This window comes from Cronobacter muytjensii ATCC 51329 (assembly GCF_001277195.1).
GTDB lineage: Bacteria > Pseudomonadota > Gammaproteobacteria > Enterobacterales > Enterobacteriaceae > Cronobacter > Cronobacter muytjensii.
Genome location: NZ_CP012268.1, coordinates 879,435 through 903,509, shown reverse-complemented (window position 1 = coordinate 903,509; position 24,075 = coordinate 879,435). Strand labels below are relative to the sequence as shown.

21 protein-coding genes and 6 tRNA genes are annotated in these 24,075 nt (G+C 56.8%); 16 read left to right on the top strand and 11 right to left on the bottom strand.

Going from position 1 to position 24,075, the window contains the following annotated elements; all coding sequences use genetic code 11:
* Positions 1-24: 24 nt before the first annotated feature.
* Both AFK63_RS04205 and AFK63_RS04200 read left to right on the top strand, forming a co-directional pair.
* Positions 25-897 carry a LysR family transcriptional regulator gene (locus AFK63_RS04205; RefSeq protein WP_038861418.1) on the top strand — a complete coding sequence of 291 codons (873 nt, stop codon included), beginning with the start codon at positions 25-27 and terminating at the stop codon, positions 895-897.
* A 95-nt stretch (positions 898-992) separates the two neighbouring features.
* Complete coding sequence (locus AFK63_RS04200; protein WP_038861415.1) at positions 993-1,961, top strand: magnesium and cobalt transport protein CorA; 969 nt, start codon at positions 993-995, stop codon at positions 1,959-1,961.
* Here AFK63_RS04200 and AFK63_RS04195 read toward each other — a convergent pair.
* Entirely contained in the window at positions 1,939-2,295 is a 357-nt protein-coding gene (locus tag AFK63_RS04195) for a cupin domain-containing protein (RefSeq protein WP_038861413.1), read from the bottom strand. The two genes, AFK63_RS04200 and AFK63_RS04195, sit on opposite strands and share 23 nt — an antisense overlap.
* Positions 2,296-2,654: 359 nt before the next feature.
* On the opposite strand from AFK63_RS04195, the gene ypdK reads away from it, so the two are divergent.
* Positions 2,655-2,711 (top strand): membrane protein YpdK, encoded by a 57-nt coding sequence (gene ypdK / locus AFK63_RS21770; RefSeq protein ID WP_097566156.1) that lies wholly within the window; start codon positions 2,655-2,657, stop codon positions 2,709-2,711.
* A gap of 44 nt (positions 2,712-2,755) precedes the next feature.
* Here ypdK and alaC read toward each other — a convergent pair whose 3' ends face one another.
* Positions 2,756-3,997, bottom strand: a complete 1,242-nt coding sequence (alaC, locus tag AFK63_RS04190; protein WP_038861411.1) for an alanine transaminase — start codon at positions 3,995-3,997, stop codon at positions 2,756-2,758.
* A 241-nt stretch (positions 3,998-4,238) separates the two neighbouring features.
* Here alaC and AFK63_RS04185 point away from each other — a divergent pair, with 241 nt between their 5' ends.
* From AFK63_RS04185 to AFK63_RS04175, 3 genes are all read left to right on the top strand, one after another.
* Positions 4,239-5,480, top strand: coding sequence for a DUF1479 domain-containing protein (locus AFK63_RS04185; protein WP_038861409.1), 1,242 nt, complete (start codon positions 4,239-4,241; stop codon positions 5,478-5,480).
* Positions 5,481-5,559: 79 nt separating this feature from the next.
* The gene (locus AFK63_RS04180; RefSeq protein ID WP_038861406.1) at positions 5,560-7,251 is read left to right on the top strand and encodes a sensor histidine kinase; all 1,692 of its coding nucleotides are present in this window, start codon (positions 5,560-5,562) and stop codon (positions 7,249-7,251) included.
* Positions 7,252-7,263: 12 nt separating this feature from the next.
* Positions 7,264-7,995, top strand: coding sequence for a LytR/AlgR family response regulator transcription factor (locus AFK63_RS04175; protein ID WP_038861405.1), 732 nt, complete (start codon positions 7,264-7,266; stop codon positions 7,993-7,995).
* Between the two features lie 36 nt (positions 7,996-8,031).
* Here AFK63_RS04175 and glk read toward each other — a convergent pair whose 3' ends face one another.
* Both glk and AFK63_RS04165 read right to left on the bottom strand, forming a co-directional pair.
* Positions 8,032-8,997 (bottom strand): glucokinase, encoded by a 966-nt coding sequence (glk, locus tag AFK63_RS04170; protein ID WP_007715738.1) that lies wholly within the window; start codon positions 8,995-8,997, stop codon positions 8,032-8,034.
* A gap of 153 nt (positions 8,998-9,150) precedes the next feature.
* A complete protein-coding gene (locus AFK63_RS04165; protein WP_038861402.1) occupies positions 9,151-10,818 on the bottom strand; it encodes an alpha-keto acid decarboxylase family protein in 1,668 nt (555 codons plus the stop codon).
* A 219-nt stretch (positions 10,819-11,037) separates the two neighbouring features.
* Here AFK63_RS04165 and mgrA point away from each other — a divergent pair, with 219 nt between their 5' ends.
* Together mgrA and AFK63_RS04155 are read left to right on the top strand one after the other, a co-directional pair.
* On the top strand, positions 11,038-12,027 hold the full coding sequence (mgrA, locus tag AFK63_RS04160; protein WP_038861401.1) for an L-glyceraldehyde 3-phosphate reductase: 990 nt from the start codon (positions 11,038-11,040) through the stop codon (positions 12,025-12,027).
* A 136-nt stretch (positions 12,028-12,163) separates the two neighbouring features.
* Entirely contained in the window at positions 12,164-12,526 is a 363-nt protein-coding gene (locus tag AFK63_RS04155) for a DUF2502 domain-containing protein (RefSeq protein WP_038861399.1), read from the top strand.
* A 55-nt stretch (positions 12,527-12,581) separates the two neighbouring features.
* Here the strand turns inward: AFK63_RS04155 and AFK63_RS04150 are convergent, their stop codons facing one another.
* Positions 12,582-13,820: an Nramp family divalent metal transporter gene (locus AFK63_RS04150; protein WP_038861397.1), complete on the bottom strand. Its 1,239-nt coding sequence runs from the start codon at positions 13,818-13,820 to the stop codon at positions 12,582-12,584.
* 355 nt (positions 13,821-14,175) lie between these two features.
* On the opposite strand from AFK63_RS04150, the gene AFK63_RS04145 reads away from it, so the two are divergent.
* On the top strand, positions 14,176-15,360 hold the full coding sequence (locus AFK63_RS04145; protein WP_012124105.1) for a NupC/NupG family nucleoside CNT transporter: 1,185 nt from the start codon (positions 14,176-14,178) through the stop codon (positions 15,358-15,360).
* A gap of 45 nt (positions 15,361-15,405) precedes the next feature.
* Here AFK63_RS04145 and AFK63_RS04140 read toward each other — a convergent pair whose 3' ends face one another.
* The 3 genes from AFK63_RS04140 to AFK63_RS04130 form a co-directional block, all read right to left on the bottom strand.
* On the bottom strand, positions 15,406-17,589 hold the full coding sequence (locus tag AFK63_RS04140; RefSeq protein ID WP_038861395.1) for an EAL domain-containing protein: 2,184 nt from the start codon (positions 17,587-17,589) through the stop codon (positions 15,406-15,408).
* A 183-nt stretch (positions 17,590-17,772) separates the two neighbouring features.
* A tRNA-Ala gene (locus AFK63_RS04135) sits at positions 17,773-17,848 on the bottom strand.
* A 44-nt stretch (positions 17,849-17,892) separates the two neighbouring features.
* Positions 17,893-17,968: transfer RNA gene (locus tag AFK63_RS04130), tRNA-Ala, on the bottom strand.
* Between the two features lie 219 nt (positions 17,969-18,187).
* Between AFK63_RS04130 and AFK63_RS04125 the strand changes: the two genes are divergently transcribed.
* Positions 18,188-18,547: a YfeC-like transcriptional regulator gene (locus AFK63_RS04125; protein ID WP_038861391.1), complete on the top strand. Its 360-nt coding sequence runs from the start codon at positions 18,188-18,190 to the stop codon at positions 18,545-18,547.
* Positions 18,548-18,550: 3 nt separating this feature from the next.
* The gene (locus AFK63_RS04120; protein ID WP_038861389.1) at positions 18,551-18,940 is read left to right on the top strand and encodes a YfeC-like transcriptional regulator; all 390 of its coding nucleotides are present in this window, start codon (positions 18,551-18,553) and stop codon (positions 18,938-18,940) included.
* Between the two features lie 26 nt (positions 18,941-18,966).
* Here AFK63_RS04120 and gltX read toward each other — a convergent pair whose 3' ends face one another.
* Complete coding sequence (gene gltX, locus AFK63_RS04115; protein ID WP_038861386.1) at positions 18,967-20,382, bottom strand: glutamate--tRNA ligase; 1,416 nt, start codon at positions 20,380-20,382, stop codon at positions 18,967-18,969.
* Between the two features lie 260 nt (positions 20,383-20,642).
* On the opposite strand from gltX, the gene AFK63_RS04110 reads away from it, so the two are divergent.
* The 5 genes from AFK63_RS04110 to AFK63_RS04090 all read left to right on the top strand — a co-directional run bounded on the left by AFK63_RS04110 (position 20,643) and on the right by AFK63_RS04090 (position 21,720).
* Positions 20,643-20,718, top strand: a tRNA-Val gene (locus AFK63_RS04110).
* 44 nt (positions 20,719-20,762) lie between these two features.
* Positions 20,763-20,838, top strand: a tRNA-Val gene (locus AFK63_RS04105).
* 49 nt (positions 20,839-20,887) lie between these two features.
* A tRNA-Val gene (locus tag AFK63_RS04100) sits at positions 20,888-20,963 on the top strand.
* 4 nt (positions 20,964-20,967) lie between these two features.
* A tRNA-Lys gene (locus AFK63_RS04095) sits at positions 20,968-21,043 on the top strand.
* Positions 21,044-21,387: 344 nt separating this feature from the next.
* Positions 21,388-21,720 carry a FlxA-like family protein gene (locus AFK63_RS04090; protein ID WP_038861384.1) on the top strand — a complete coding sequence of 111 codons (333 nt, stop codon included), beginning with the start codon at positions 21,388-21,390 and terminating at the stop codon, positions 21,718-21,720.
* A gap of 81 nt (positions 21,721-21,801) precedes the next feature.
* Here AFK63_RS04090 and AFK63_RS04085 read toward each other — a convergent pair whose 3' ends face one another.
* Together AFK63_RS04085 and ligA are read right to left on the bottom strand one after the other, a co-directional pair.
* Positions 21,802-22,017, bottom strand: coding sequence for a DUF3820 family protein (locus AFK63_RS04085; protein WP_038861381.1), 216 nt, complete (start codon positions 22,015-22,017; stop codon positions 21,802-21,804).
* A 1-nt stretch (position 22,018) separates the two neighbouring features.
* Complete coding sequence (ligA, locus tag AFK63_RS04080) at positions 22,019-24,037, bottom strand: NAD-dependent DNA ligase LigA (RefSeq protein ID WP_038861379.1); 2,019 nt, start codon at positions 24,035-24,037, stop codon at positions 22,019-22,021.
* Between the last annotated feature and the right edge of the window lie 38 nt (positions 24,038-24,075).

The window sequence follows — 24,075 nt, the reverse complement described above, 5'->3', positions numbered from 1 at the left end:
ATCCCGGTTTGAGACGTTTTTGATATGGAACTTCGTTATTTGCGTTATTTCGTGGCGGTAGCCCAGACGCGGCACTTTACGCGGGCCGCTGAATTACTGGGGATTTCCCAGCCACCGCTCAGCCAGCAGATCCAGCGACTCGAACGTGAAGTGGGCACGCCGCTGCTGCGTCGCCTGACGCGCGGCGTGGAGCTGACCGAAGCGGGGGAAGCCTTTTATCAGGACGCCTGTCAAATTCTGGCGCTAAGCGATGCGGCGCTGGAGAAAACGCGCGGCATCGCCCGCGGCGTTAATGGCTCGCTCTCCGTCGGCATCAGTAGCTCCAATGCCTTTCACTCGCGCGTGTTCTCGCTGCTGCGCGAGTTTCAGCAGCGCTATCCGGCTATTACGCTGCTGCAACAGGAGGCCAATATGGCCGCGCTGATGCATGACTTACAGGAGGGATTGCTGGATGCCGCGTTTGTCCGCCTGCCCTGCGAGAGCAGCAAAGCGTTTAACCTGCGCCTCATTGACGAAGAACCGATGGTGGCGGCGTTGCACCAAAACCATCCGCTGAGCGCGCGTGATGAGCTGGCGCTCAGTGAACTGGCCGGCACGCCGCTGGTGCTGTTTCCGCGCGAAGTGGCGCCGGGGCTGTATGAACTGGTATTTAACGCCTGCCTGCGCGCAGGCCTCGCGCCCGCCGACAGCCAGCAGGCATCGCAGCTCTCGTCGTCGCTTAGTATGGTCGCGGCAGGTTTCGGCTTTGCGCTGGTGCCGGTGTCGATGCAGTGCATCGCGCATCCGCAAGTGACGTTTCACCGCCTGAGCGACCAGACGCTGAAAACCGATATCGCGCTGGCGTGGCGTAAATTTGAACGTTCGCCCTCGGTACGTCGTCTGGTTGAGATGTTTTAGCGCGCCAGAATTGCCTGAATTCCCGCGAAAAAGAGGAAGCCTGCGCCCACGCTGTTTATAGTTACCCGATAAGCGATACCGCAGGGATGAGAAAAATGATTGTTAACAGCATGGTCTACCGCCGCGATAAGGCGCCGGAAGTGATTAACCTCGAAGATATCAGCGAGGCTATCGAAGATCCTGACGCGTTTATCTGGCTTGGGCTGTGGCAGCCCGACGCGCCGTTCATGCACATTATTCAGCAGGAGTTCGGGCTGCACGAACTCGCCATCGAAGACGCCCTCACCGCGCATCAGCGCCCGAAAATCGAGCAGTACGGCGAGTCATTATTTATGGTGGTGAAAACCGCCTGGATGAACCCGCAAGAGCAGATTGAATTTGGTGAAACGCACCTGTTTATCGGTAAAAATTTCCTGATAACGGTACGTCACGGCGCCTCAGAAAGTTACGCGCCCATTCGCGCCCGAGCCGAAGAAAAGCCGGAAATGCTGGCGCTCGGGCCGGGTTATGCGCTCTACTGCCTGCTCGATTTTATCGTCGATAACTATCTGGAAATCACCTCTTCGCTCACCAGCCGCATCGGCGAGATGGAAAACACGATGTTCCGCACCGAGTTTGATAAGCAGGCGGTGCAACAGGTCTATACGCTGCGCCGCCAGTTGCTGGCTATCCGCAACGCCGCGCTGCCGGTGGATGAAATTTGCAACCAGCTCATCCGCCTGCATGAGGATATTGTGCCGAAGGCGCTGCGCCCGTACCTGCGCGACGTGCAGGATCACGCTCACCATGTGGTGATGGACGCCGAAGATATGCGCGAGATGCTCACCAGCGCCATGCACGTTAATCTTGCGCTGGTGACAGTGCAGCAGAACGAAGTGGTGAAAAAGCTCGCGGGATGGGGGGCAATTCTGGTGGTGCCGACGGTGATTTTCAGTATGTACGGCATGAACTTCGAAAATATGCCGGAGATCCGCTCGGCGTTCGGCTATCCCGCGACGATAGGCGGCACCCTCGCGGTCTGTTATCTGCTCTACTGGAAACTTAAGCGCTCGGGCTGGTTGTAAGATTGACCCGGTCGCCCCGCGTGGTCGGCTGGGAGATAACCAGAAACTCCACCTCGTGCTGCGCGTCGTTGCGCGCCTGATGCGGCGCCAGCGGCGCAATCTCTATCGCTTCGCCAGGTAAAAGCGTTATGCGTTCGCCGTTCAGCTCCATCGTGAGTTCCCCGCGCAGCACGAAAAAACACTGTCGCGACTGCTCGTGATAGTGCCGCTGCTCGGCGCGCCCGCCGGGCATACGCTCGTGGATCACGCTAAGTCCCGGGCTTTTCACCAGATGCCAGCCGTCACAGTCGCCGCCCCACAGATAATGTTCCGCATTCGCCTTGCTGATTTTCATACGCGCTCCCGTTGTGATGAACCCTAAGCTTCCCGGTAAACGGCACGGCGGGCAACCACCTGGAATCTGGAATTAGTTACCGTCATTTATTTATTTTTAATTGTTTTTTAAGGAAAATTTCACCCTGAAAAAAATTCTTCCCGGGCTTTGGCGCGTCGCTTGTCACGCCTGAGAGAAAGGTTTACATTAGCGCCCGCTGGCGTGATTTACGCCACACGACTCCTGAGGAGCGGCAGCCAGAACGGGGAATAGTCCCAAAGTGCTCAGGCTGCGGCTTCATCTCTCTATACTGTGACCTTGCGTATTGATTCAGGCGTGCTTTCAGGCATGCGGAGCGATGTAACGTGAAATATTTCTTTATGGGCGTATCGGTGATTTTACTGTTGTGGGCCGGCACGTTTGCCCTGATGATTTAGTAAAACACCTGAGTAAAAAAACAGGAGCCAGCGGCTCCTGTTTTTTATTCGGCGTCCTGCGCCGTGGCGTGTTTTGTACCCGCCGGCAACAGTCCATCCGCCCTGAACATCGCTTTAATACCGCGAACCGCCTGGCGGATGCGATCGCGGTTTTCAATCAGGGCAAAACGCACATGGGTGTCGCCGTAGTCGCCGAACCCGATGCCTGGCGACACGCAGACTTTCGCGTCCTGCAGCAGCTTTTTCGCAAATTCCAGCGAGCCCATCGCGGCATACGGCTGCGGGATCTTCGCCCAGACATACATCGAGGCCTTGGGGCACTCCACCATCCATCCCGCCTCGTGCAACCCTTTTACCAGCACATCACGACGGCGTTTGTACTGCTCTGCGATATCGCGCACGCACTGCTGATCCCCTTCCAGCGCGGCGATCGCCGCCACCTGTAACGGCGTGAACGTGCCGTAGTCGTGGTAGCTTTTGATCCGCGCCAGCGCGCTGACCAGCTCCTGATTACCCACCATAAAACCGATGCGCCAGCCCGCCATATTGTAACTTTTGGAGAGCGTGAAGAACTCCACCGCCACGTCGCGCGCGCCCGGCACCTGCATGATCGACGGCGCTTTCCAGCCGTCGTAGACGATATCGGCGTAGGCGAGATCGTGTACCACCAGCACGTCATAACGCTTCGCCAGCGCCACGACTTTCTCAAAAAACTCAAGCTCCACACACTGCGACGTCGGGTTAGACGGGAAACCGAGGATCATCATTTTCGGCTTCGGGTAGCTTTCGCGGATAGCGCGCTCCAGTTCATTGAAGAAATCGACGCCCTCAACCAGCGGCACTGAGCGCACCTGCGCGCCTGCAATGACCGCGCCGTAAATGTGAATCGGGTAACTCGGGTTTGGCACCAGCACCGTGTCGCCGTGATCGAGCGTGGCGAGCATCAGGTGCGCCAGCCCTTCTTTGGAGCCAATGGTGACGATGGCTTCAGTTTCCGGGTCGATATCCACCTCGTAGCGCTCCTGATACCAGCGCGAAATGGCGCGGCGCAGACGCGGAATGCCGCGGGAGGTGGAGTAGCCGTGCGTGTCCGGGCGCTGGGCCACGGTGCAGAGTTTTTCAACGATATGCGGCGGCGTCGGGCCGTCGGGGTTGCCCATACTGAAGTCGATAATATCTTCGCCGCGCCGACGCGCAGCCATCTTCAGTTCAGCAGTGATATTGAAAACGTAAGGGGGAAGACGTTCGATACGCGAAAAACGGCGTTTGGGACTGAAATCAGCCATAGGTTCCTCGAAGTGACGTAAGCGCCCGGACCGTCCGAGCGACGCTGCCGCTGTTGCGGCTCTAAGAACATAGCCTGGAAAATTTTCTGCTGTCGAGGGGCCAGGTGAAAAAAAGTGTACGGAATAAAAAACGGGAACTTTCATTTGAAAGACAACCCTGTTTTATTTGATGAAGCATGGTTATATTAACTTTGATGCAACAAAACAATAACCCCTGTTCCCGACAGCTGGAGTAAGCGAAATGACCCTGCAAATTACCGATATTCCCGCCGCTATCCGTGAAATGAAGCAGCAGTTGCGCCAGGCGCTGCCGAACTATCAGGCTGTGTTCGCTGAGCTTGAAGCGGATATTCAGCGCCAAATTGCAACCATCCAGAGCGAAACCGCGCGCGGCGAAAACCCGGTGCCGCAGATCCAGGCCGACGATATCCTGAATGGCCGCGTCAGCGAGGCACAAAAATTGCGCATCCGGGAGCGCGGCTGCTGCGTGATTAAAGGCGTATTCCCGGAATCGCAGGCGCGCGCCTGGAACCAGGAAGTGGGCGATTACCTGGAGCGCAACGATTTCGTTGAAAAACTCAAAAATGCGGCAGAAGACAACTATTTCGGCACGCTTGCCGACAGTAAGCCGCAAATTTACGGCATTTACTGGTCGAAGCCGCAGGTAGAGGCGCGCCAGGATGCGCGTATGAAAGCCGCCCAGGTGTTTCTTAACAATCTCTGGCAAACCGAAAGCCACGGCAAACAGCACTTCGACCCGGACCGCGTGGTGACCTACGCTGACCGCACTCGCCGTCGCCCGCCGCGCTCGTCGTCACTCGGGCTGTCGCCCCACGTCGATGGCGGCTCGGTGGAGCGCTGGCTTGATGAAAACTTCCGTCACGTCTACCGTCACGTGTTCAGCGGCGAGTGGCAGCGCTACAACCCCTTTGACGCCGAAGGGCGCGTCGAGGCGCGCGAAATTCCCTCGCCCGCCGTCTGCTCCATGTTCCGCACGTTTCAGGGCTGGACCGCGCTTTCCGAACAGCGCAAACACGGCGGCACGCTGACGCTGCTGCCGGTCGCCAATGCGATGGCCTATATTCTGCTGCGCGCCCTGCAGGATGATGTGCCGGAAGATTCGCTGTGCGACGCAAAGCCAGGCCGCGCGCTCTCCATTAACGAACGCTGGCATCCCCTTTTACTGACTGGGATTTCCTCAATTCCGGACATGGCCCCGGGCGACACCGTCTTCTGGCACTGCGATGTTATCCATGCGGTAGAAAATGAACATCAGGGCGAGTTCGACAGCAATGTAATGTATATCGCTGCCGCTCCGTGGTGTGAGAAGAACGACGCCTATCTGAAGCGCCAGTGGCCCGCGTTTGTGGAGGGCCGCTCCCCGCCAGACTTCGCCCCGGATGACTTTGAGGTGGATTTCAGCGGTCGCGCCACCGAGGCTGCGCTGACGCCTGCCGGGCGCGAACAACTAAAAGGCGCGTAACCGGCAAATCCTGGCGGCTGGTCAAGGGCCGCCAGGTTTTCTATCATGTTCTCTTTCCTGCCAGACATCCGGATTTTCCTTGCACGAGATTTTCGACATGCTGCTGGCGGTCTTCGACCGCGCGGCGCTAATGCTGATTTGCCTCTTTTTCCTGATTCGCCTGCGTCTGTTCCGGGAGCTGCTGCACAAAAGCGCGCACACGCCCAAAGAGCTGCTGGCGGTGACCGCGATCTTTTCACTGTTCGCGCTGTTCAGCACCTGGTCCGGCGTGCCGGTAGAGGGATCGCTGGTCAACGTACGCATTATCGCCGTGATGTCCGGCGGTATTCTCTTCGGCCCGTGGGTGGGGCTTATCACGGGGGTTATCGCCGGGCTGCACCGCTACCTGATTGATATTGGCGGCATTACCGCGATCCCTTGTTTTATCACCAGCATCGTCGCCGGCGGGCTGTCGGGCCTCATCAGCCGTCGCGTGCCGAAAGCGCAGCACTGGCGGGCCGGGATCATCGGCGGGATGCTGTGTGAAACGCTGACCATGATTCTGGTCGTCGTCTGGGCGCCGACCACGACGCTGGGGCTGGATATCGTATCGAAAATCGGCGTGCCGATGATTTTAGGCACCGTTTCTATCGGGCTTATCGTGCTGCTGGTGCGCAGCGTCGAGGGGGAAAAAGAGGCCAGCGCCGCGCGTCAGGCCAAGCTGGCGCTGGATATCGCCAACAAGACGCTGCCGCTGTTTCGCCATGTAAACAGCGAGTCGCTGCGCCAGGTGTGCGACATTATCCGCCGGGATATCAATGCCGACGCGGTCGCCATTACCAACACCGAGAGCGTGCAGGCCTATGTCGGCGTGGGCGAGCATAACTATCAGGACAATAACGACGCTCTGAGCCCGACCACCCAGCAGGCGATCCACTACGGCAAGATAATCATCAAAAACAACGACGAGGCGCACCGCACGCCGGAGATCCATTCGATGCTCGTGATCCCCCTGTGGGAGAAAGGCGTCGTCACCGGAACGCTGAAAATCTACTACTGCCACGCGCACCAGATAACATCGTCATTGCAGGAGATGGCCATTGGCCTGTCGCAGATTATCTCTACCCAGCTTGAAGTGTCGCGCGCCGAGCAGCTGCGCGAGATGGCGAACAAAGCCGAGCTGCGCGCCCTGCAGAGCAAAATCAACCCGCACTTCCTGTTTAACGCGCTGAATGCGATTTCCTCTTCCATTCGCCTTAATCCGGACACCGCTCGCCAGCTGATTTTTAATCTCTCGCGCTATCTGCGCTACAACATTGAACTGAAAGATGACGAGCAGATCGATATCAAGAAAGAGCTGTATCAGATTAAAGATTACATCGCGATTGAACAGGCGCGTTTCGGCGACAAGCTGACGGTGATTTATGATATTGACGAAGAGGTGAACTGCCGCGTCGCCAGCCTGCTTATCCAGCCGCTGGTGGAGAACGCCATCGTGCACGGTATTCAGCCGTGCCGCGGCAAAGGTGTGGTGACGATAAGTATCGCCCAGAGCGGCAGCCGGGTGCGGATAGCGGTGCGTGACACCGGCCACGGCATCGACCCGCAGATTGTCGATCAGCTGGATACTAACGACATGCCGGTTAATAAAATCGGGCTTATCAACGTCCATCACCGCGTGAAGCTGCTGTATGGCGAAGGGTTGCATATTCGTCGCCTTGAGCCCGGCACGGAGATAGCCTTTTACGTGCCTAACCAGCCGCCGCGCCCCAACGCCGCCGTACTGTTGTAGAGAGAAATTACGATGAAAGTCATTATCGTTGAGGATGAAATCCTCGCGCAGCAGGAGCTGAGCTGGCTGATTAAAACCCACAGCCAGATGGAGGTGGTCGCCACCTTTGAAGACGGACTGGATGTGCTGAAATATCTCCAGCAGCACGATGTGGACGCCATTTTTCTGGATATCAATATTCCGTCACTGGACGGCGTGCTACTGGCGCAGAACATCAGTAAATTCGCCCGTAAACCGTTTATCGTGTTTATCACCGCCTGGAAAGAACATGCGGTGGAGGCGTTTGAACTGGAAGCCTTTGACTATATTCTGAAACCGTATCAGGAATCGCGCATTATCGGCATGCTGCAAAAGCTGGAGGCCGCCTTTGCGCAGCAGAGCGCGCCGCATGCTGCCGCGCCGGCGGGTCGCGAAAACGCGACGATTAATCTCATCAAGGATGAGCGGATTATCGTGACCGATATCAACGATATCTATTATGCCGAAGCGCACGAGAAGATGACGTTTGTCTACACGCGCAAAGAAGCGTATGTGATGCCGATGAATATCACCGAGTTTTGCAGCCGTCTGCCGGAGGCGCATTTCTTTCGCTGCCACCGCTCGTACTGCGTTAACCTGAATAAAATTCGCGAAATCGAGCCGTGGTTTAATAACACCTACATTTTGCGCCTGCGCGATCTCGATTTTCAGGTGCCGGTGAGCCGCAGCCGGGTCAAAGAATTCCGCCAGCTGATGCGGTTGTGAGAGATAACAAAAAGGCGCCTTGCGGCGCCTTTTTCGTCAGAGGATCTGCCCCAGCGTCTGGCGCAGATGCGCGCCGGCGCCCAGCAGCCCTGGCTGGTCGTGAACGATAAGATAAACCGGGATATCCTGAACGTAAGCTTTAAAGCGGCCTTTGTCTTCAAACCCGCCGCGAAAACCGCTGGCCGTGAAGAAATCCAGGAAGCGCGGCACGATGCCGCCTGCGATATAGACGCCGCCAAAGGTGCCGAGCGTCAGCGCGAGGTTGCCGCCAAAGCGCCCCATGATGACGCAGAAGAGCGACAGCGCGCGACGGCAGTCGGTGCAGCTGTCATCAAGCGCGCGTTCGGTGATGTCTTTCGGGCGCAGGTTGTCCGGCAGACGGCCGTCGGCTTTGACAATCGCGCGGTAGAGATTCACAAGCCCCGGGCCGGAAAGCACGCGCTCGGCGGAGACATGGCCGACTTCAGCGCGCAACTGCTCAAGGATAATCGCTTCTTCTTCGCTGTTGGGCGCGAAATCGACGTGGCCCCCCTCGCCCGGCAGGCTCACCCAGCGCTTATCAACGTGCACGAGATGCGCGACGCCAAGGCCGGTTCCTGCGCCGTAGACGGCGATCGGTTTATTCGGCTGCGCCTCGCCGCCGCCGAACTGGATGAGGTGTTCGGTTTTGAGCATCGGGATAGCCATCGAAACGGCGGTAAAATCGTTAATAATTTCCAGATGATCGAAGCCGAGGTTCTTTTTCATTTCGGCGATAGAAAACGCCCAGACGTGGTTGGTCATCGCCACCCAGTCGCCGGTGATCGGGCAGGCAATGGCGATACAGCCATCCGTGACCGTGGCGTTATGTTCATCCAGATACACCCGCACCACCGCCTCCAGGCTCGGATAATCAAGGCCGGAATAGGTTTTGGCCTTGAGTATCTCGCCGCTGTCGACGTCGCACAGCGCTAAGCGTGCGTTGGTGCCGCCCACGTCTCCCACCAAAGCATATTTGGTCATTCTGTTGCTGCTCCGCTTAATTCAAAATAATCTCGGCACACTCTAAATTCCCGGCGCCAGAACAACAATGACCATAGCATAAGTGCCCCGGGTTTAGAGACTTACATCACAGATTACCTTGCACGTTTCAGCATCTTCTGTACCCGAAGGCGGTTATTCCTCCTTCGCGCCGTTACGCGCCTCCAGCGCCCGGCTGACCGCGCCGAGCAGCGGCGGCACATCGTCGCGCGGCAGCATGACCTCAATCAGCGACAACCTTTCGGGCCGCGCGAGACGCGCGAGCACGTCCCGCAGTTGCGCGGTGTCGCTCACCCGCCAGCTTTGCGCCTGGCTGTCGGCGTGCAGCGCGTGCGGCAGTTGCGTCCACTGCCACGGGGCGATGTCGTTATAGCGCTGCGTCGCGCCGTGAATGGCGCGCTCTACCGTATAGCCGTCGTTATTGAGCACGATAACGACCGGCGCCTGACCATCGCGCAGCATCGATCCGAGTTCCTGAATCGACAGCTGCGCCGCGCCGTCGCCCGTAATAAGCACCACGCGGCGGTTTGGGCAGGCGGTCTGCGCGCCGAACGCGGCGGGTAAGGCGTAGCCTATCGAACCCCAGAGTGGCTGTACCAGGAAATCACACCCGGCAGGCAGACGCAGCGCGGCGGCGCCGAACGCCGCGGTTCCCTGATCGACCACGAGGATATCGCCAGGTTGCAGAAACGCCTCAATCAGCGGCCAGAAGTTATTCTGATTGAGCATGCCGGAGACCGGCGGCGTGGCGGCAGATGGCCTGGCCTGCGGAAGCGGCAGGCGCGCGCTGCGGCGTTTTGCAATGTCATGCAGAATAGCGACCGCCTGGTCCATCGCGATACCGCTGAACCAGCGATCGCCGACTCTCGTCGCCCAGGGCTGTACGTCGATAGTCTGATCGCGCGTCAGACGCTGGGTAAAACCGGCGGTAATGGTGTCGGAAAACTGCACGCCAACGCAGATAACCAAATCAGCGTCTTCAATCGCCCGGCAGACCGCCGGAGAGCTTGCCGCGCCGCTGTAGGTGCCGGTAAAGCCGGGTTTGGTTTCATCCAGCACGCCCTTGCCCATCAGCAGCGAACTGTGCGGCATCGGCGTGTCATCCAGCCACTGGTGTAGCGCCTTTTGCACACCAAAGCGCTGCGCCAGAAAATCCGCCAACAGCGCCACGCGGTCGCTTCTCGCGAACCGCGCCTGCGCCGCCTCGCGAAACGCGGCGAGCTGGGCGTCGTCGGCCTGCGGCCGGGGCACAGTGAGAGCGTTTACAGGCGGGGTGGCAGGGGCGCTTGCCACATCGGTCGGTAAGACGAGATAACCCGGGCGGCGGGTGCGCAACATTTCCGCGATAACGCGGTCGATTTCGCAACAGGCGTTGGCGGGCGTGAGCCAGCCCTGGGCGGCGGTCACCTCTTTTGCGATACGCATAAAGTGGTGAAAATCGCCGTCGCCGAGCGTGTGATGCAACACTTCGCCTTTACGCTGCGCCGACTGACAGGGCGCGCCAACCACATGGAGCACTGGCACCGCTTCGGCGTAACTGCCCGCGATGGCGTTGATCGCGCTGAGCTCGCCGACGCCGTAGGTGGTAAGCAGCGCACCGATGCCGTTACAGCGCGCGTAGCCATCGGCAGCATAGGCGCCGTTAAGTTCATTGGCGCAGCCCACCCAGGTGATATGCGGGTGGGCGATAACGTTATCGAGAAACAGCAGATTATAGTCGCCTGGCACGCCAAACAGGTGTTTAACGCCACACCCGGCGAGACGATCCAACAGATAGTCGGCAATACAGTATTGGTCTGGCATTTTCGCCATCCTTTTCAGGGAGCCTGTAGTGAGTATTAGGGAAGTGTGATCGCTGTCCAGGATGCGGCAGCAAAAAACGGTGGCAAAGAAGATTTACGCACGCCGGGCGTGTAGGCTGTCTGCTTTCACAATTTGTGTAACCGTATACACTGGCGATATCGCTTTCTGGCCCGACCCGATATCTCAAAGTGCAACAACCACGTACAGAGGTGAATAAGCATGGTTTATCAGGCAGATACTGCGCGCTACACCACGATGGAATATCGCCGCTGCGGACGCAGCGGCCTGAAGCTCCCGGCCATTTCGCTGGGCCTGTGGCATAACTTTGGCGACGCGACGCTGGTGGATACCAGCCGTCAGCTGCTGCGCCGGTCATTCGATCTCGGCATTACCCATTTCGATCTCGCCAATAACTACGGGCCGCCGCCAGGCTCGGCTGAAAGCCATTTTGGCCGCATCCTGAAAGAAGATTTTCTGCCGTATCGTGACGAGTTGATTATCTCGACTAAAGCGGGCTACACCATGTGGGACGGCCCTTACGGCGACTGGGGCTCGCGCAAGTACCTGATTTCGAGCCTCGACCAGAGCCTGAAACGTATGGGCCTTGAGTATGTCGATATTTTCTATCACCACCGCCCAGACCCGGACACGCCGCTTGAAGAGACTATGCGCGCGCTGGACCATATTGTGCGTCAGGGCAAAGCGCTGTACGTCGGTATTTCCAACTACCCGGCGGACCGCGCGCGCGAGGCGATTGACCTGCTGGCAGAACTCGGCACGCCGTGCGTTATCCACCAACCCAAATATTCGATGTTCGAGCGCTGGGTAGAAGACGGCCTGCTGGATCTTCTTCAGGAGAAAGGCGTGGGCAGCATCGCGTTTTCGCCGCTGGCAGGCGGGCAGCTGACCGACCGCTATCTGAACGGCATTCCGGCCGATTCCCGCGCCGCCAGCGGCAGCCGCTTCCTGAATCCGGATCAAATAACCGATGCGAAACTTGAAAAGGTTCGCAGGCTCAACGACCTGGCGGTACAGCGCGGGCAGAAGCTGTCGCAGATGGCGCTCGCCTGGGTGCTGCGCGATGAGAAGGTGACATCGGTGCTCATCGGCGCCAGCAAAACCAGCCAGATTGACGACGCGGTGGGCATGCTGGCGAAACGGGAATTTTCAGCAGAAGAACGTCAGGCGATCGAGGCGATTCTGTCATAGTGCATGAGGTCAGGCTGCTTTAGCAAAAAGTGCGGTCATACCTGTTTTCAGAGTCGGAGCGATGCTGCAGGGATTTACAGGTCCGTAATATTACTGCAACAGGCCACCAACGGCCCCGATCGTGAAGGAGATAAGTATGTTCAGGTCACTGATTCTTGCAGCAGCGTTACTCGTGGGTACCGCCCCGCTTGTCGCCAGCGCTGGCGAAATCACCCTGTTGCCATCCATCAAATTACAAATTGGCGATCGCGACAATTACGGTAACTACTGGGACGGCGGCCGCTGGCGCGACCGCGATTACTGGCACAACCATTACCAGTGGCGCGGCGACCGCTGGTGGCGTCATGACAATGGCCGCCATCGCGGCTGGGATAAGCATCGCGGCTGGGATAATCGCCGGGCGTATGAGCGCGGCTATCGCGAAGGCTGGCGAGATCGCGATGACCGTCGCGGCTGGGGTAAACATGGTCGCGGCCACGGCCACGGTCATCACCACTGATAATGTTCTGAGCGAACAAAAAAGGCAGGCTTCGCGCCTGCCTTTTTTACGTCGGTTATAATCCGAGCGCGGTGCCTACCAGCAGCCAGATGTTGAGTGCCACTACCAGCGCCACAATCGCCCATCCGGTTCGCTTGACCCACGGCGTGTTGACCAGTTCGCCCATCAGATTTTTATCGCTGGTAAAGAACAGTAGCGGCACCAGCGCCAGCGCGATACCAAAGCTCAGCAGCACCTGACTCATCACCAGAATGCGCGTAGGATCGAGGCCCATCAGGATGACGATAAACGACGGCGCCATCGTGACCGAGCGTCGCACCCAGAGCGGAATGCTGAAGCGCACGAATCCCTGCATCACCACCTGCCCCGCCAGCGTGCCGACGACCGTCGAGGAGAGTCCCGCCGCAACCAGACTCAAACCGAAAATTGTCGCCGCCGCATGGCTTAACAGCGGTTCGAGCGTCAGGTAAGCCTGATCGAGTTCGGCCACTTTGGTGTGTCCGCTGAAGTGAAACGCCGCCGCCGCCGTCGCCATCATGGCCAGATTGACAAAGCCCGCAATGGTCATGGCGATCGCCACATCCCATTTGGTCGCGGAGTAGCGCTCTTTGCGCGAGCCGTCATGCAGGTTTTGCGTCAGCGACGAGTGGAGATAGATAACATGCGGCATGATGGTAGCGCCGAGTACGCCCGCGGCCAGGAACACGGCTTCCGAGGTCGGCAGGCTTGGGATCAGCATTCCTTTGCCAAGCGCCGCGAGCTTAGGCTGCGAGAAGAAAAGCTCCACGATATATGCCGCCGCCACAAACAGCAGCAGCCCGCCGATCACTTTTTCGAGCGGCTTTTGTCCATGCTTTTGCAGCATCAGGATCAGGAATGTGGCGATGCCGGTCAGCACCGCGCCCTGCAACAGCGACACGCCGAGGATAAGCTTAAACCCTATCGCCGCACCGATAAATTCCGCGAGATCGGTCGCCATAGCGATGATCTCCGCCTGCACCCAGTAAAACCAGACAACCGGACGCGGATAGTGATCGCGGATCTGCTCCGCGAGGTTTTTACCGGTCGCGATCCCAAGCTTGGCGGAGAGCACCTGAATCAACATTGCCATCAGGTTGGCCCATACCACCACCCACAGTAGCTGGTAGCCGAAACTGGCTCCGGCCTGAATATTCGTAGCGAAGTTACCCGGATCGATGTAGCCAATGGCAGCGATGAAAGCAGGCCCCATGAGTGCCAGCCTTAACTTCCGCGCTGTACGGCCACGACGTTGCTCAACGCGACTGTGATTCATGTCTGCCCCTGAAATATAGCCTTTGCTATGTTTCATGCTACCAAAATGAGAATGATTATCAAGTTCATTAGGCTGGATAATCTCTGATGGTTCTGATAGCTGAAATCAATGAAAGGCGGGTTAAGGTCGAGGTACGCGAGCAAAACACACTAAAATGCGCCCACGTGTGTTAAAAGTGTAGCAGCAAAAGATAACCTTTCACTGCTTTACGCAACATAACATTTTTGTATGTTCGATCACTCTTTTAGCGTTTCGTCACATGACGTAACTATAGTGTGTTGCAGATCTCGTTTTCTAAATGGTTGTTGCATAGAATGTGCACGGAAATTAAACCTGCCTCATATTTGGAGCAAATATGTCCCGCGTTCTTCATTTCGTTTTGGCGCTCGCCGTTGTAGCGCTGCTTGCTTTGCTGGTAAGTCACGACCGCAAAAAAATTCGTCTGCCTTATATTGGCCTGCTGCTGGTTATTGAAGTGCTGCTGGCCTGGTTCTTCCTTAATTCCAATATCGGTCTGGGCTTTGTTAAAGGCTTTGCCGATATGTTTGAAAAACTGCTCGGCTTTGCTAATGAAGGGACAAACTTCGTCTTTGGCAAAATGAATGATGAAGGCCTGGCATTTTTCTTCCTGAAAGTGCTTTGCCCTATCGTCTTTATCTCTGCGTTAATCGGTATTCTGCAGCACATTCGCGTACTGCCGATTGTTATCCGGGCTATCGGTACGGTTCTCTCGAAAGTGAACGGTATGGGTAAACTGGAATCCTTCAACGCGGTAAGCTCGCTGATTCTGGGACAGTCAGAAAACTTTATCGCCTATAAGGATATTCTCGGCAAAATGTCGCGTAACCGCATGTACACCATGGCCGCGACAGCGATGTCTACCGTGTCCATGTCGATTGTCGGCGCGTACATGACCATGCTGAAACCGCAGTACGTGGTAGCCGCGCTGATCCTGAACATGTTCAGCACCTTTATCGTCCTCTCCATCATCAACCCATATCGCGTTGAAAATGAAGAAGATTTGCAGATGTCTAACCTGCACGAAGGGCAAAGCTTCTTCGAAATGCTGGGCGAGTACATTCTGGCAGGCTTCAAAGTGGCGATTATCGTGGCCGCGATGCTGATTGGCTTTATCGCGCTGATTTCCGGTCTGAACGCACTGTTCGCCGCCGTACTTGGCATCTCCTTCCAGGGCATTCTGGGTTACATCTTCTACCCGGTGGCCTGGGTGATGGGCGTGCCGGCAAACGAAGCGTTGCAGGTGGGCAGTATTATGGCGACCAAACTGGTGTCCAACGAATTCGTGGCGATGATGGATCTGCAGAAACTGGCAGGCACTATCTCTCCGCGCGCGGAAGGCATCCTGTCTGTGTTCCTGGTTTCCTTTGCTAACTTCTCATCTATCGGCATTATTGCTGGCGCTATCAAAGGCCTGAATGAAGAACAGGGCAACGTGGTATCCCGCTTCGGCCTGAAGCTGGTCTATGGCTCAACGCTTGTGAGCGTGCTCTCAGCCTCTATTGCCGCACTCGTGCTGTAATCGCCACCATCATCATGCGAAAACCGGAGCCAGGCTCCGGTTTTTTTATGCCTTGCGCTCCAGCGGTTCTGGCCTTCCCGGCAGGTAGCCCTGGATATACTCCACGCCCAGCGAAAACAGCAGATCCCGCTGCGCCGGGGTTTCGACAAATTCCGCCACGACGGTCAGCGAGCGGGCCTTCGCCAGATCGCAAATGGATTTCACCACCAGCGCGTCAAAGGGATTACTCACCACATTACGCACAAAGCAGCCATCGATTTTGATGATATCGGCCTGTAAATTTTTAAGCCGCTCAAAATTGGCATAGCCGGTGCCGAAATCGTCAATCGCGATGCAAAACCCGCGCTCCTGCAGCAGCGCGATATTTTGTATGGTGTTTTCCGAGCCGGAGAGCGCCTGCTCTTCCGTCACCTCCAGAATAACCGCGCTGACTGGCACCCCATAACGTTCAAACAGTGCGATAGCCTGCTGCGCGATCCCCTGCTGTTGCAGCGTCAGCGGCATCAGGTTGACAGAGAAGCGCGCGCCGGGGCGCGTCTGTGGGTGCGCGTGAAGGTAACGGAGAAGTTTTTCCAGTACCTGCATATCAAAGCGCGCGCTGAGGTTAAAGCGGGCGATTAACGGAATGAATTTATCGGGTAAGATGAGCTCACCGTCGCAATTCAGACGCGCCAGGATCTCGGCATAGCCCTCTCCCTGCGCGTTGCGTATCGGCTGCGCGAACAGCGTGACGCCGCCGCCGGCCAGCGCGCGCTTCACCTTTTGCAGCATCAGCACCGGCTCGCTGGTTTGCCCGGAAATCCCTTCGCCGCGGCTCTCCAGCGCCACTACAGGCTCACTGAGGCTGGCAAACTCCGCCAGATAGCTCAGTTGCCCGATAGTACGGTAAAGTTCCTCCGGGGCCTGATGCAGCGGCGCCCAGGCAGCGCTGTAGTCGAGCTCAAGCTGCGCGCCGTTCCACTGAATACGTTTGCTGTTAAGCAGATCCACCATGTGCCGCAGCCGGTCCTGCGGCTCCGGGCCGGTCAGATAGATCAGTAAATCGCTCTCCGGTAGCTGGAAAATCTTCTCGCCAGGGTTCAGCCAGGGCTGAAGCTGCGCCGTCACCTCTTTTTTGCACTGAATGCGCATCATCAGGCCGTAGTGGCGGCTGAGAAATTCAAGGTTCGCGACCCGCAGGCAGCATAACGCCCCGGCTGACGCGTTTTGCAGGTGCCGCTCCAGCGCGCGCAGGTTTGGCAGCCGGGTGAGCGGATCGGTAAAAGCGAGCATGCGGTACTGGCGTTTCATCCACTCATTCTTGTTAAAAATGACCGTCATGAAGCGCATGGAAACCGTAAAGGAAATAAAAATAGAGAGCATGAACGCCAGCAGAAAACCGGTTTTATCCGGGGGCAAAAAACTGTGATTGCTGGCGAGCAACAATAATAACGACACTGACCATAGCAATGTAATGAGGACCGGTCCGATAAGGAAAATCCCAGCGGTAAATAAAACGAAAATTACCGGGAGCGTGTAGACCGAAATTAAGAATAACTTAAACGGCAGGGTGAATAAGGTCAGCAGCACGATAACCGTCGCGAACCAGCACATCACCAGCAGTTTCTTTTCAGGCGCCATGAGCGGAATAACGCAGCGGCGCCATAAGGCGCGGGCGAACGCCGGGCTTAACGCCATACGAAGCGGATAATAAAAGATATCAACGAAAATCGCCGAGGCCGCCATAAGCCCCTGCACCGTGACGATGCTGTAAAAAGAGGAGCTTTCGCCAAAATAAGACGCGATAGCTTCTGGATAATCAAGGTAATAGCCTGAAAAAATCATCAGCAGCTTAATCAGGCACGGCACGATGAGGCCGACCAGAAACAAGCGCAACCCGGTGCCTTTGCGGGCGACCGCAAAACGCCAGCGCGGCCCCTGCAACGCGCGGCCTATGCCGCAGACCAGAATTAACGGCCCGAGAAAACTAAATACAAACGCCAGCAGCTGGAGACTATTTAATGGAAAAAACCAGCCGTAGAAAAGTAATAAAGAGATCGCCTGCGGGATAAGCGCGTAGCGGCCGAAAAGATAAATCATCGCCAGCATCAGGCTGAGCGGTAAATACGTTAAATAGATGCCTTCGCCATCGACGATGGCTTTCGGCGATAACCCTCGCGCTAGCGGCAACAACAGGACGCACAGCAATAACGCGATGCCTGACTTACGCAAACCGTGGCGATAATTCATAAGGAGCTTCTTACAGGCATGGCGGCGTTTCTACAGGCTTTTATCATAAAAACCTTTCGCCAGGCTGGCAAGGAAATGCCCGGGCATGGCAAATAAAGCAGAGGATGCTGATAGCGCGGCGGCAATCAATTTCCCGGCAACCGGAAAGCAAAAACCCCCGCCATAAGGCGAGGGTTTTAATTTTGGTGGAGCTAAGCGGGATCGAACCGCTGACCTCTTGCATGCCATGCAAGCGCTCTCCCAGCTGAGCTATAGCCCCACGAGATTCTGGTGTTACTGACCAAACCTGATGGGATAAAGGTTTGGTGGAGCTAAGCGGGATCGAACCGCTGACCTCTTGCATGCCATGCAAGCGCTCTCCCAGCTGAGCTATAGCCCCGTCGGAACACCTTGTCGTGTTGACGGGCGGGATAATAAGAATTCCACCGGACAGTGTCAACGCCAAATTCATTTTCGCCTTTCAAGTGCCGAAAAAGCCAGCAAAAAGGCTCTCAAAGATCTGTTCTCCCAATACGCTAGTTATTCTCGTCACAGTTTCCCGTAATATGATCTCGTAAGATGAACCCCTAACAGGCTTACATTTTGAAAAGGATTAGCCATGGTCAAGGACCGGATGACCCCGGACGAACTGGCGCATTACACCGGCTATAGTCGTCAGACGATCAATAAATGGGTACGTAAAGAAGGCTGGCACACCTCACCGAAACCCGGCGTACAGGGCGGCAAAGCGCGTGTCATTCATGTTGACGAGCAGGTGTTGACGTTTATCCGCAGCGCTCGTCGCGCCTCAGAAAATGCGGCGAGTTATACGGCGACCGTTGAAGCGCCGCTGGAGAATCTGCTGCTGAACTCCCTGCGAGAAATGAGCCAGTCTGAGCAGAAACAACTGACCTCACTCCTGCTGCGCGAAGGCATTGCCGGCATGTTGCAGCGTCTGGATATTCGCCATACGGATTAAGCCATGAATCGATTTACACGCTGGATGACGGCAGGCGAACTGGGCGAACTGAGCGGCTATACCGCACAGACCATTAGCGGCTGGGCGCGCAAATATGGCTGGAAGCGCATTCCGCTTAAAGGTCGTAAAGGCGGCGCCTTGTTAATTCTTATTACGCAGCAGGTGTATGACTATTTTCTCGCCACCGATAAACTGCGCTATTCAGCGCATCTCTATAGCCGCGTCGAAGAGAGCGAGACCCCTTACGTGACATGGGATAACGAAATGATGGCCCAGTTTATCCGTACGCTGGAGATGATGTCGCCGCAAGAGCAGGCGCGCTTAAGCGAACTGATTAATCAGGAAGGCAAGACCGGGCTGGTGAAACGGCTGGGACTTAACGACGAGAAGTAAAAGCCGGCTTGCGCCGGCTTTTTTTATTACTGCTGATTTTCGCGCTCGGCGATAAAGGCCAGCGCTTTGTTGATACGTTCCACACTTCGGGATTTACCGATCGCATGGACGGTCACGTCCAGGCCCGGCGACTGCCCTGCCCCAGTGACCGCGACGCGCAGCGGCATACCCACTTTCCCCATGCCCACTTCCAGCTCATCGGCGGTCGCCTGAATGGCGTGATGCACGTTTTCGGCGGTCCAGTCGGTCAGAGCGGCAAGCTTATCGCGCACCACTTCCAGCGGCTGACGCGCCACCGGGCGCAGATGTTTTTTCGCCGCGTCGGCATCAAACTCGCTGAAGTCTTCATAGAAATAGCGGCAGGTCTGCGCCATCTCTTTAAGCGTTTTGCAGCGCTCGCCCAGCAGTTTCACCAAATCCGCCAGCTGCGGGCCGTTGCGGGTGTCGATATTTTCCTGCTCGATATGCCACTGCAGGTGCGTGGCCACATATTCCGGCGCCAGCGTATTGATGTAGTGATGGTTTAGCCACTGCAGTTTATCGGTATTGAACGCGCTCGCCGACTTGCTGACCGCTCCCAGGGAGAAGAGTTTGATCATTTCTTCACGGGTGAAGATCTCCTGATCGCCATGGGACCAGCCCAGACGCACCAGATAGTTCAGCAGCGCCTCCGGCAGATAGCCGTCATCGCGATACTGCATTACGCTGACCGCGCCGTGACGTTTGGAGAGTTTTTTACCGTCATCGCCGTTGATCATAGAAACGTGCGCATACAGCGGCACCGGCGCGCCCAGCGCTTTCAGAATGTTGATCTGACGCGGCGTGTTGTTGATATGGTCTTCGCCGCGAATGACGTGCGTAATTTCCATATCCCAGTCGTCGACCACCACACAGAAGTTGTAGGTCGGAGAACCATCAGTACGGCGAATGATCAGATCGTCAAGCTCAAGGTTGCTGAACTCAATCGGGCCGCGGATCTGATCGTCAAATACCACAGAACCGTCCTGCGGGTTGGCAAAACGCACCACGCAAGGCTCATCGTCCGCGTGATGTTCATGACTGTGGCGGCAACGGCCGTCGTAGCGCGGCTTCTCGCCCTTCGCCATCTGCTCTTCGCGCAGCGCTTCAAGACGCTCTTTTGAGCAGTAACATTTATAGGCGGTACCCGCCGCCAGCATTTCATCAATAACCGCGTTATAGCGATCGAAACGTTTGGTCTGGAAATACGGACCCTCATCCCACTCCAGGCTCAGCCAGTTCATTCCATCCATAATGGCTTCAATAGCTTCCGGCGTGGAGCGCTCAAGATCGGTATCTTCAATACGCAACACGAATTCGCCGCCCTCATGGCGGGCGAAAAGCCAGGAATAAAGCGCGGTACGGGCGCCGCCGACATGCAGATAGCCTGTCGGGCTGGGCGCGAAGCGGGTTTTGATTTTCATTGATTGGCCTTAGTGTTTAACAATGCCATTAAGCGGCACATGCCAGGAAGTAACAAAGAGGGCAATATTCTACCACCGTGGGCTGATTCCTCAATCTTGATACCTTCCGTCCCCGCTATTCAGGCGTTATCTGTTGAGAAATCATACCTTAACGAGCATAAAACCAGCGCACTGTCTAATTTTACGACGAACAAACAAAAACTTTGGAAAAGGCGTTGACTCATTTTCAACTCTCCCTATAATGCGACTCCACACAGCGGGGGTGATTAGCTCAGCTGGGAGAGCACCTCCCTTACAAGGAGGGGGTCGGCGGTTCGATCCCGTCATCACCCACCACTCTAAACAAGTGGTTCCCGCAGTGTAGACAAGAAATGAAAAGTGGGTGATTAGCTCAGCTGGGAGAGCACCTCCCTTACAAGGAGGGGGTCGGCGGTTCGATCCCGTCATCACCCACCACTTTCTCGCCAGCGAATTTCTTGTCATGCAGTAAAAGAAGTACCGAAGTGGGTGATTAGCTCAGCTGGGAGAGCACCTCCCTTACAAGGAGGGGGTCGGCGGTTCGATCCCGTCATCACCCACCACTTCGGGTCGTTAGCTCAGTTGGTAGAGCAGTTGACTTTTAATCAATTGGTCGCAGGTTCGAATCCTGCACGACCCACCAATGTAAAAAGGCGCCCTAAAGGCGCCTTTTTGCTTTCTGTACGTCAGGAAGATTCGCACCTGCAGCAGGTTCGGGTCGAGCCATTGATGGCGAGACACCGGAGCCGCGTGCGGCGACGGCCCGAAGGGCGAGCGAAGCGAGTCATCCTGCACGACCCACCAGTGTAAAAAGGCGCCCTAAAGGCGCCTTTTTGCTTTCTGCGTTTTACGTTATTCCACTTTTCGTCTTTCATCGTATCGCCCTCACCTGTTACCGCTTTTCATATCGCAATTTCTTCTGCGCGCTCTCAGTTTTCCCGTCGCGCTGCCGATACCTTTTGCGGACCTATAACAAAGGAGGACATGATGTCGACTACCATTACCGCTTCCACCCCGTCTGTCCAGACAAGCAGCAGCAGTGCGTCAAGCGGCAACGATCTGGCTTCACAGATTGCTCGCCTGACACAGCAAATCAATAAGCTCACGACCAAGCTTAAAGATCTTGCCGCCAGCGAGGGCAGTGCGGAAGAAAAGCAAAAACAGCAGCAACTTATTCAAAATCAGATCAAAATGCTTCAGGCGCAGCTGGCACAGTTACAGCGCGAGCAGGCTGAAAAAGCGCAACAAAAGCAAGAAAGCAAACAGGTGGAATCCGTAAAACAGGCTTCCGGCAACCACCAGATTGATATTTACGTATAAGAAATGTCTCGCCTGCCCCGACGGGGCCAGGTGACCTGGCAGGAAGAGAAAAACCACGGCGCGAGTTTTCGCGCCGTTTTTTTACGGTTTTTTTAGCGGCTGAACGAGATGTGCCAGCCCTTCGGTTTTGATTAAAAGCGTCACCGCCATCAGTTCGCCCAGCTTACCGGCAGGAAATTCATCTTTGCGGGCAAACCACAGCAGATACTCTTCCGGCAAATCGATAAGCCGGCGGCCTTTGTATTTGCCAAACGGCATGTCCGTGTTGGCGATAGCGACGAGCTGCTCTTTTTCCATTTTATTCACCCAGCAGGCGCAGCATTTCCGCCTCGTCGATGACCTCAATGCCCAGCTCCTGCGCCTTCGCAAGCTTGGAGCCTGCCGCTTCACCGGCGATAAGCAGATCGGTTTTCTTCGACACGCTGCCGCTTACCTTCGCGCCAAGCGCGGCGAGACGCGCTTTGGCGTCATCGCGCGACATCTGGCTCAGCGTTCCGGTCAGCACCACCGTTTTACCGGCGAAAGGACTGTCTATCTCTTCGGCTTTCACCACCTGCGGCGCAGGCCAGTGAATGCCTACCTCTTCCGTAAGATCGCGAATAACCGCGCGGTTGCTCTCTTCTTCAAAAAAGTTAAAGACGTGTGTCGCCACCACGATGCCGACATCCGGCACTTTCTGCAGATCGTCAATCGTAGCGTTGATCAGCGCCTCCAGCGTGCCGAAATGCGCGGCAAGCCCGGCAGCGGTCGCCTCGCCGACTTCACGAATCCCGAGCGCGTAGAGGAAGCGCGCAAAGGTCGTCTCTTTGGCTTTCTCCAGCGCATTTACCAGATTTTGCGCTGATTTCGGTCCCATACGTTCGAGCCCGGTCAATTTACCGGCGGTCAGGCGGAACAGATCGGCAGGCGTATGCACATACTCTTTTTCCACCAACTGATCGATGATTTTATCGCCCATGCCGTCGACATCCATCGCGCGGCGCGAGACAAAATGCTTGAGCGCCTCTTTACGCTGCGCGCCGCAGATAAGCCCGCCGGTACAGCGCGTCACCGCCTCGCCCTCGACGCGCTCGACATCCGAACCACATACCGGGCACTGCGCCGGGAACACCACAGGCCGCGTCTCATCCGGGCGTTCAGAAAGCACGACGTTGACTACTTGCGGAATAACGTCGCCCGCACGGCGAATAACCACTTTATCGCCAATACGCAGCCCGAGGCGCGCGATCTCATCGGCGTTATGCAGCGTCGCGTTGCTGACCAGCACGCCCGCCACCTGGACCGGCTCCAGGCGAGCAACCGGTGTAATCGCGCCGGTGCGCCCGACCTGGAACTCCACCTCGCGCACCGTCGTCATCTGCTCCTGCGCCGGGAACTTAAACGCCACAGCCCAGCGTGGCGCGCGCGCCACGAAGCCCAGCTGTTCCTGCAATTCCAGCGAGTCGACTTTGATAACGACGCCGTCGATATCGAACCCGAGCGTCGGCCTGTCTGCCTCGACCTGATGGTAAAATGCCAGCACCTCTTCCGGCGTTTCCACCAGACGAATGCGGTCGCTCACCGGCAGGCCCCAGGCTTTAAATTGCTGGAGACGACCCATGTGGCTGCGCGGCAGCTCGCCGCCTTCCAGAAGCCCAACGCCGTAGCAGAAAAAAGTCAGCGGACGCTTTGCAGTAACGCGCGGATCAAGCTGACGCAGCGAGCCCGCCGCCGCATTGCGCGGATTCGCGAACACTTTCCCGCCAGTACGTCTGGCCTCTTCGTTAATTTTTTCAAAGCCCGCCTGCGGCAGAAACACTTCGCCGCGCACTTCCAGACGTGCCGGAATATTGTCGCCGCGAAGCTTCAGCGGGATGGCGCGAATGGTGCGCACGTTAAGCGTGATATCTTCCCCGGTCGTGCCGTCGCCACGGGTGGCGGCGCGTACCAGCAAACCGTTTTCATACAGCAGGCTGACCGCCAGACCGTCCAGCTTCAGTTCGCAACAGTAGACCAGCGCATCGGTGCTTTTCAGCCTGTCCTGGACGCGCTTGTTGAACGCCAGAAAACTCGCCTCGTCAAAAACGTTATCCAGCGAGAGCATCGGCACCTCATGGCGCACCTGGCTGAATTCCGTCAGCGGCGCGGCGCCGACGCGTTGCGTCGGGGAATCCGGCGTCACCAGTTCCGGGTGCGCCTCTTCCAGCGCGCGCAGTTCGCGCATCAGGCGGTCATACTCCGCGTCCGGCACTTCCGGCGCATCCATAACGTGGTAGAGAAATTCATGATGGCGAAGCGTGGTTCGCAGTTGAGTCAGTTTTTCTTCGATTGAGTCCATAACGCACCATCAATGATAAAAAACCCCCGACAGGCGGG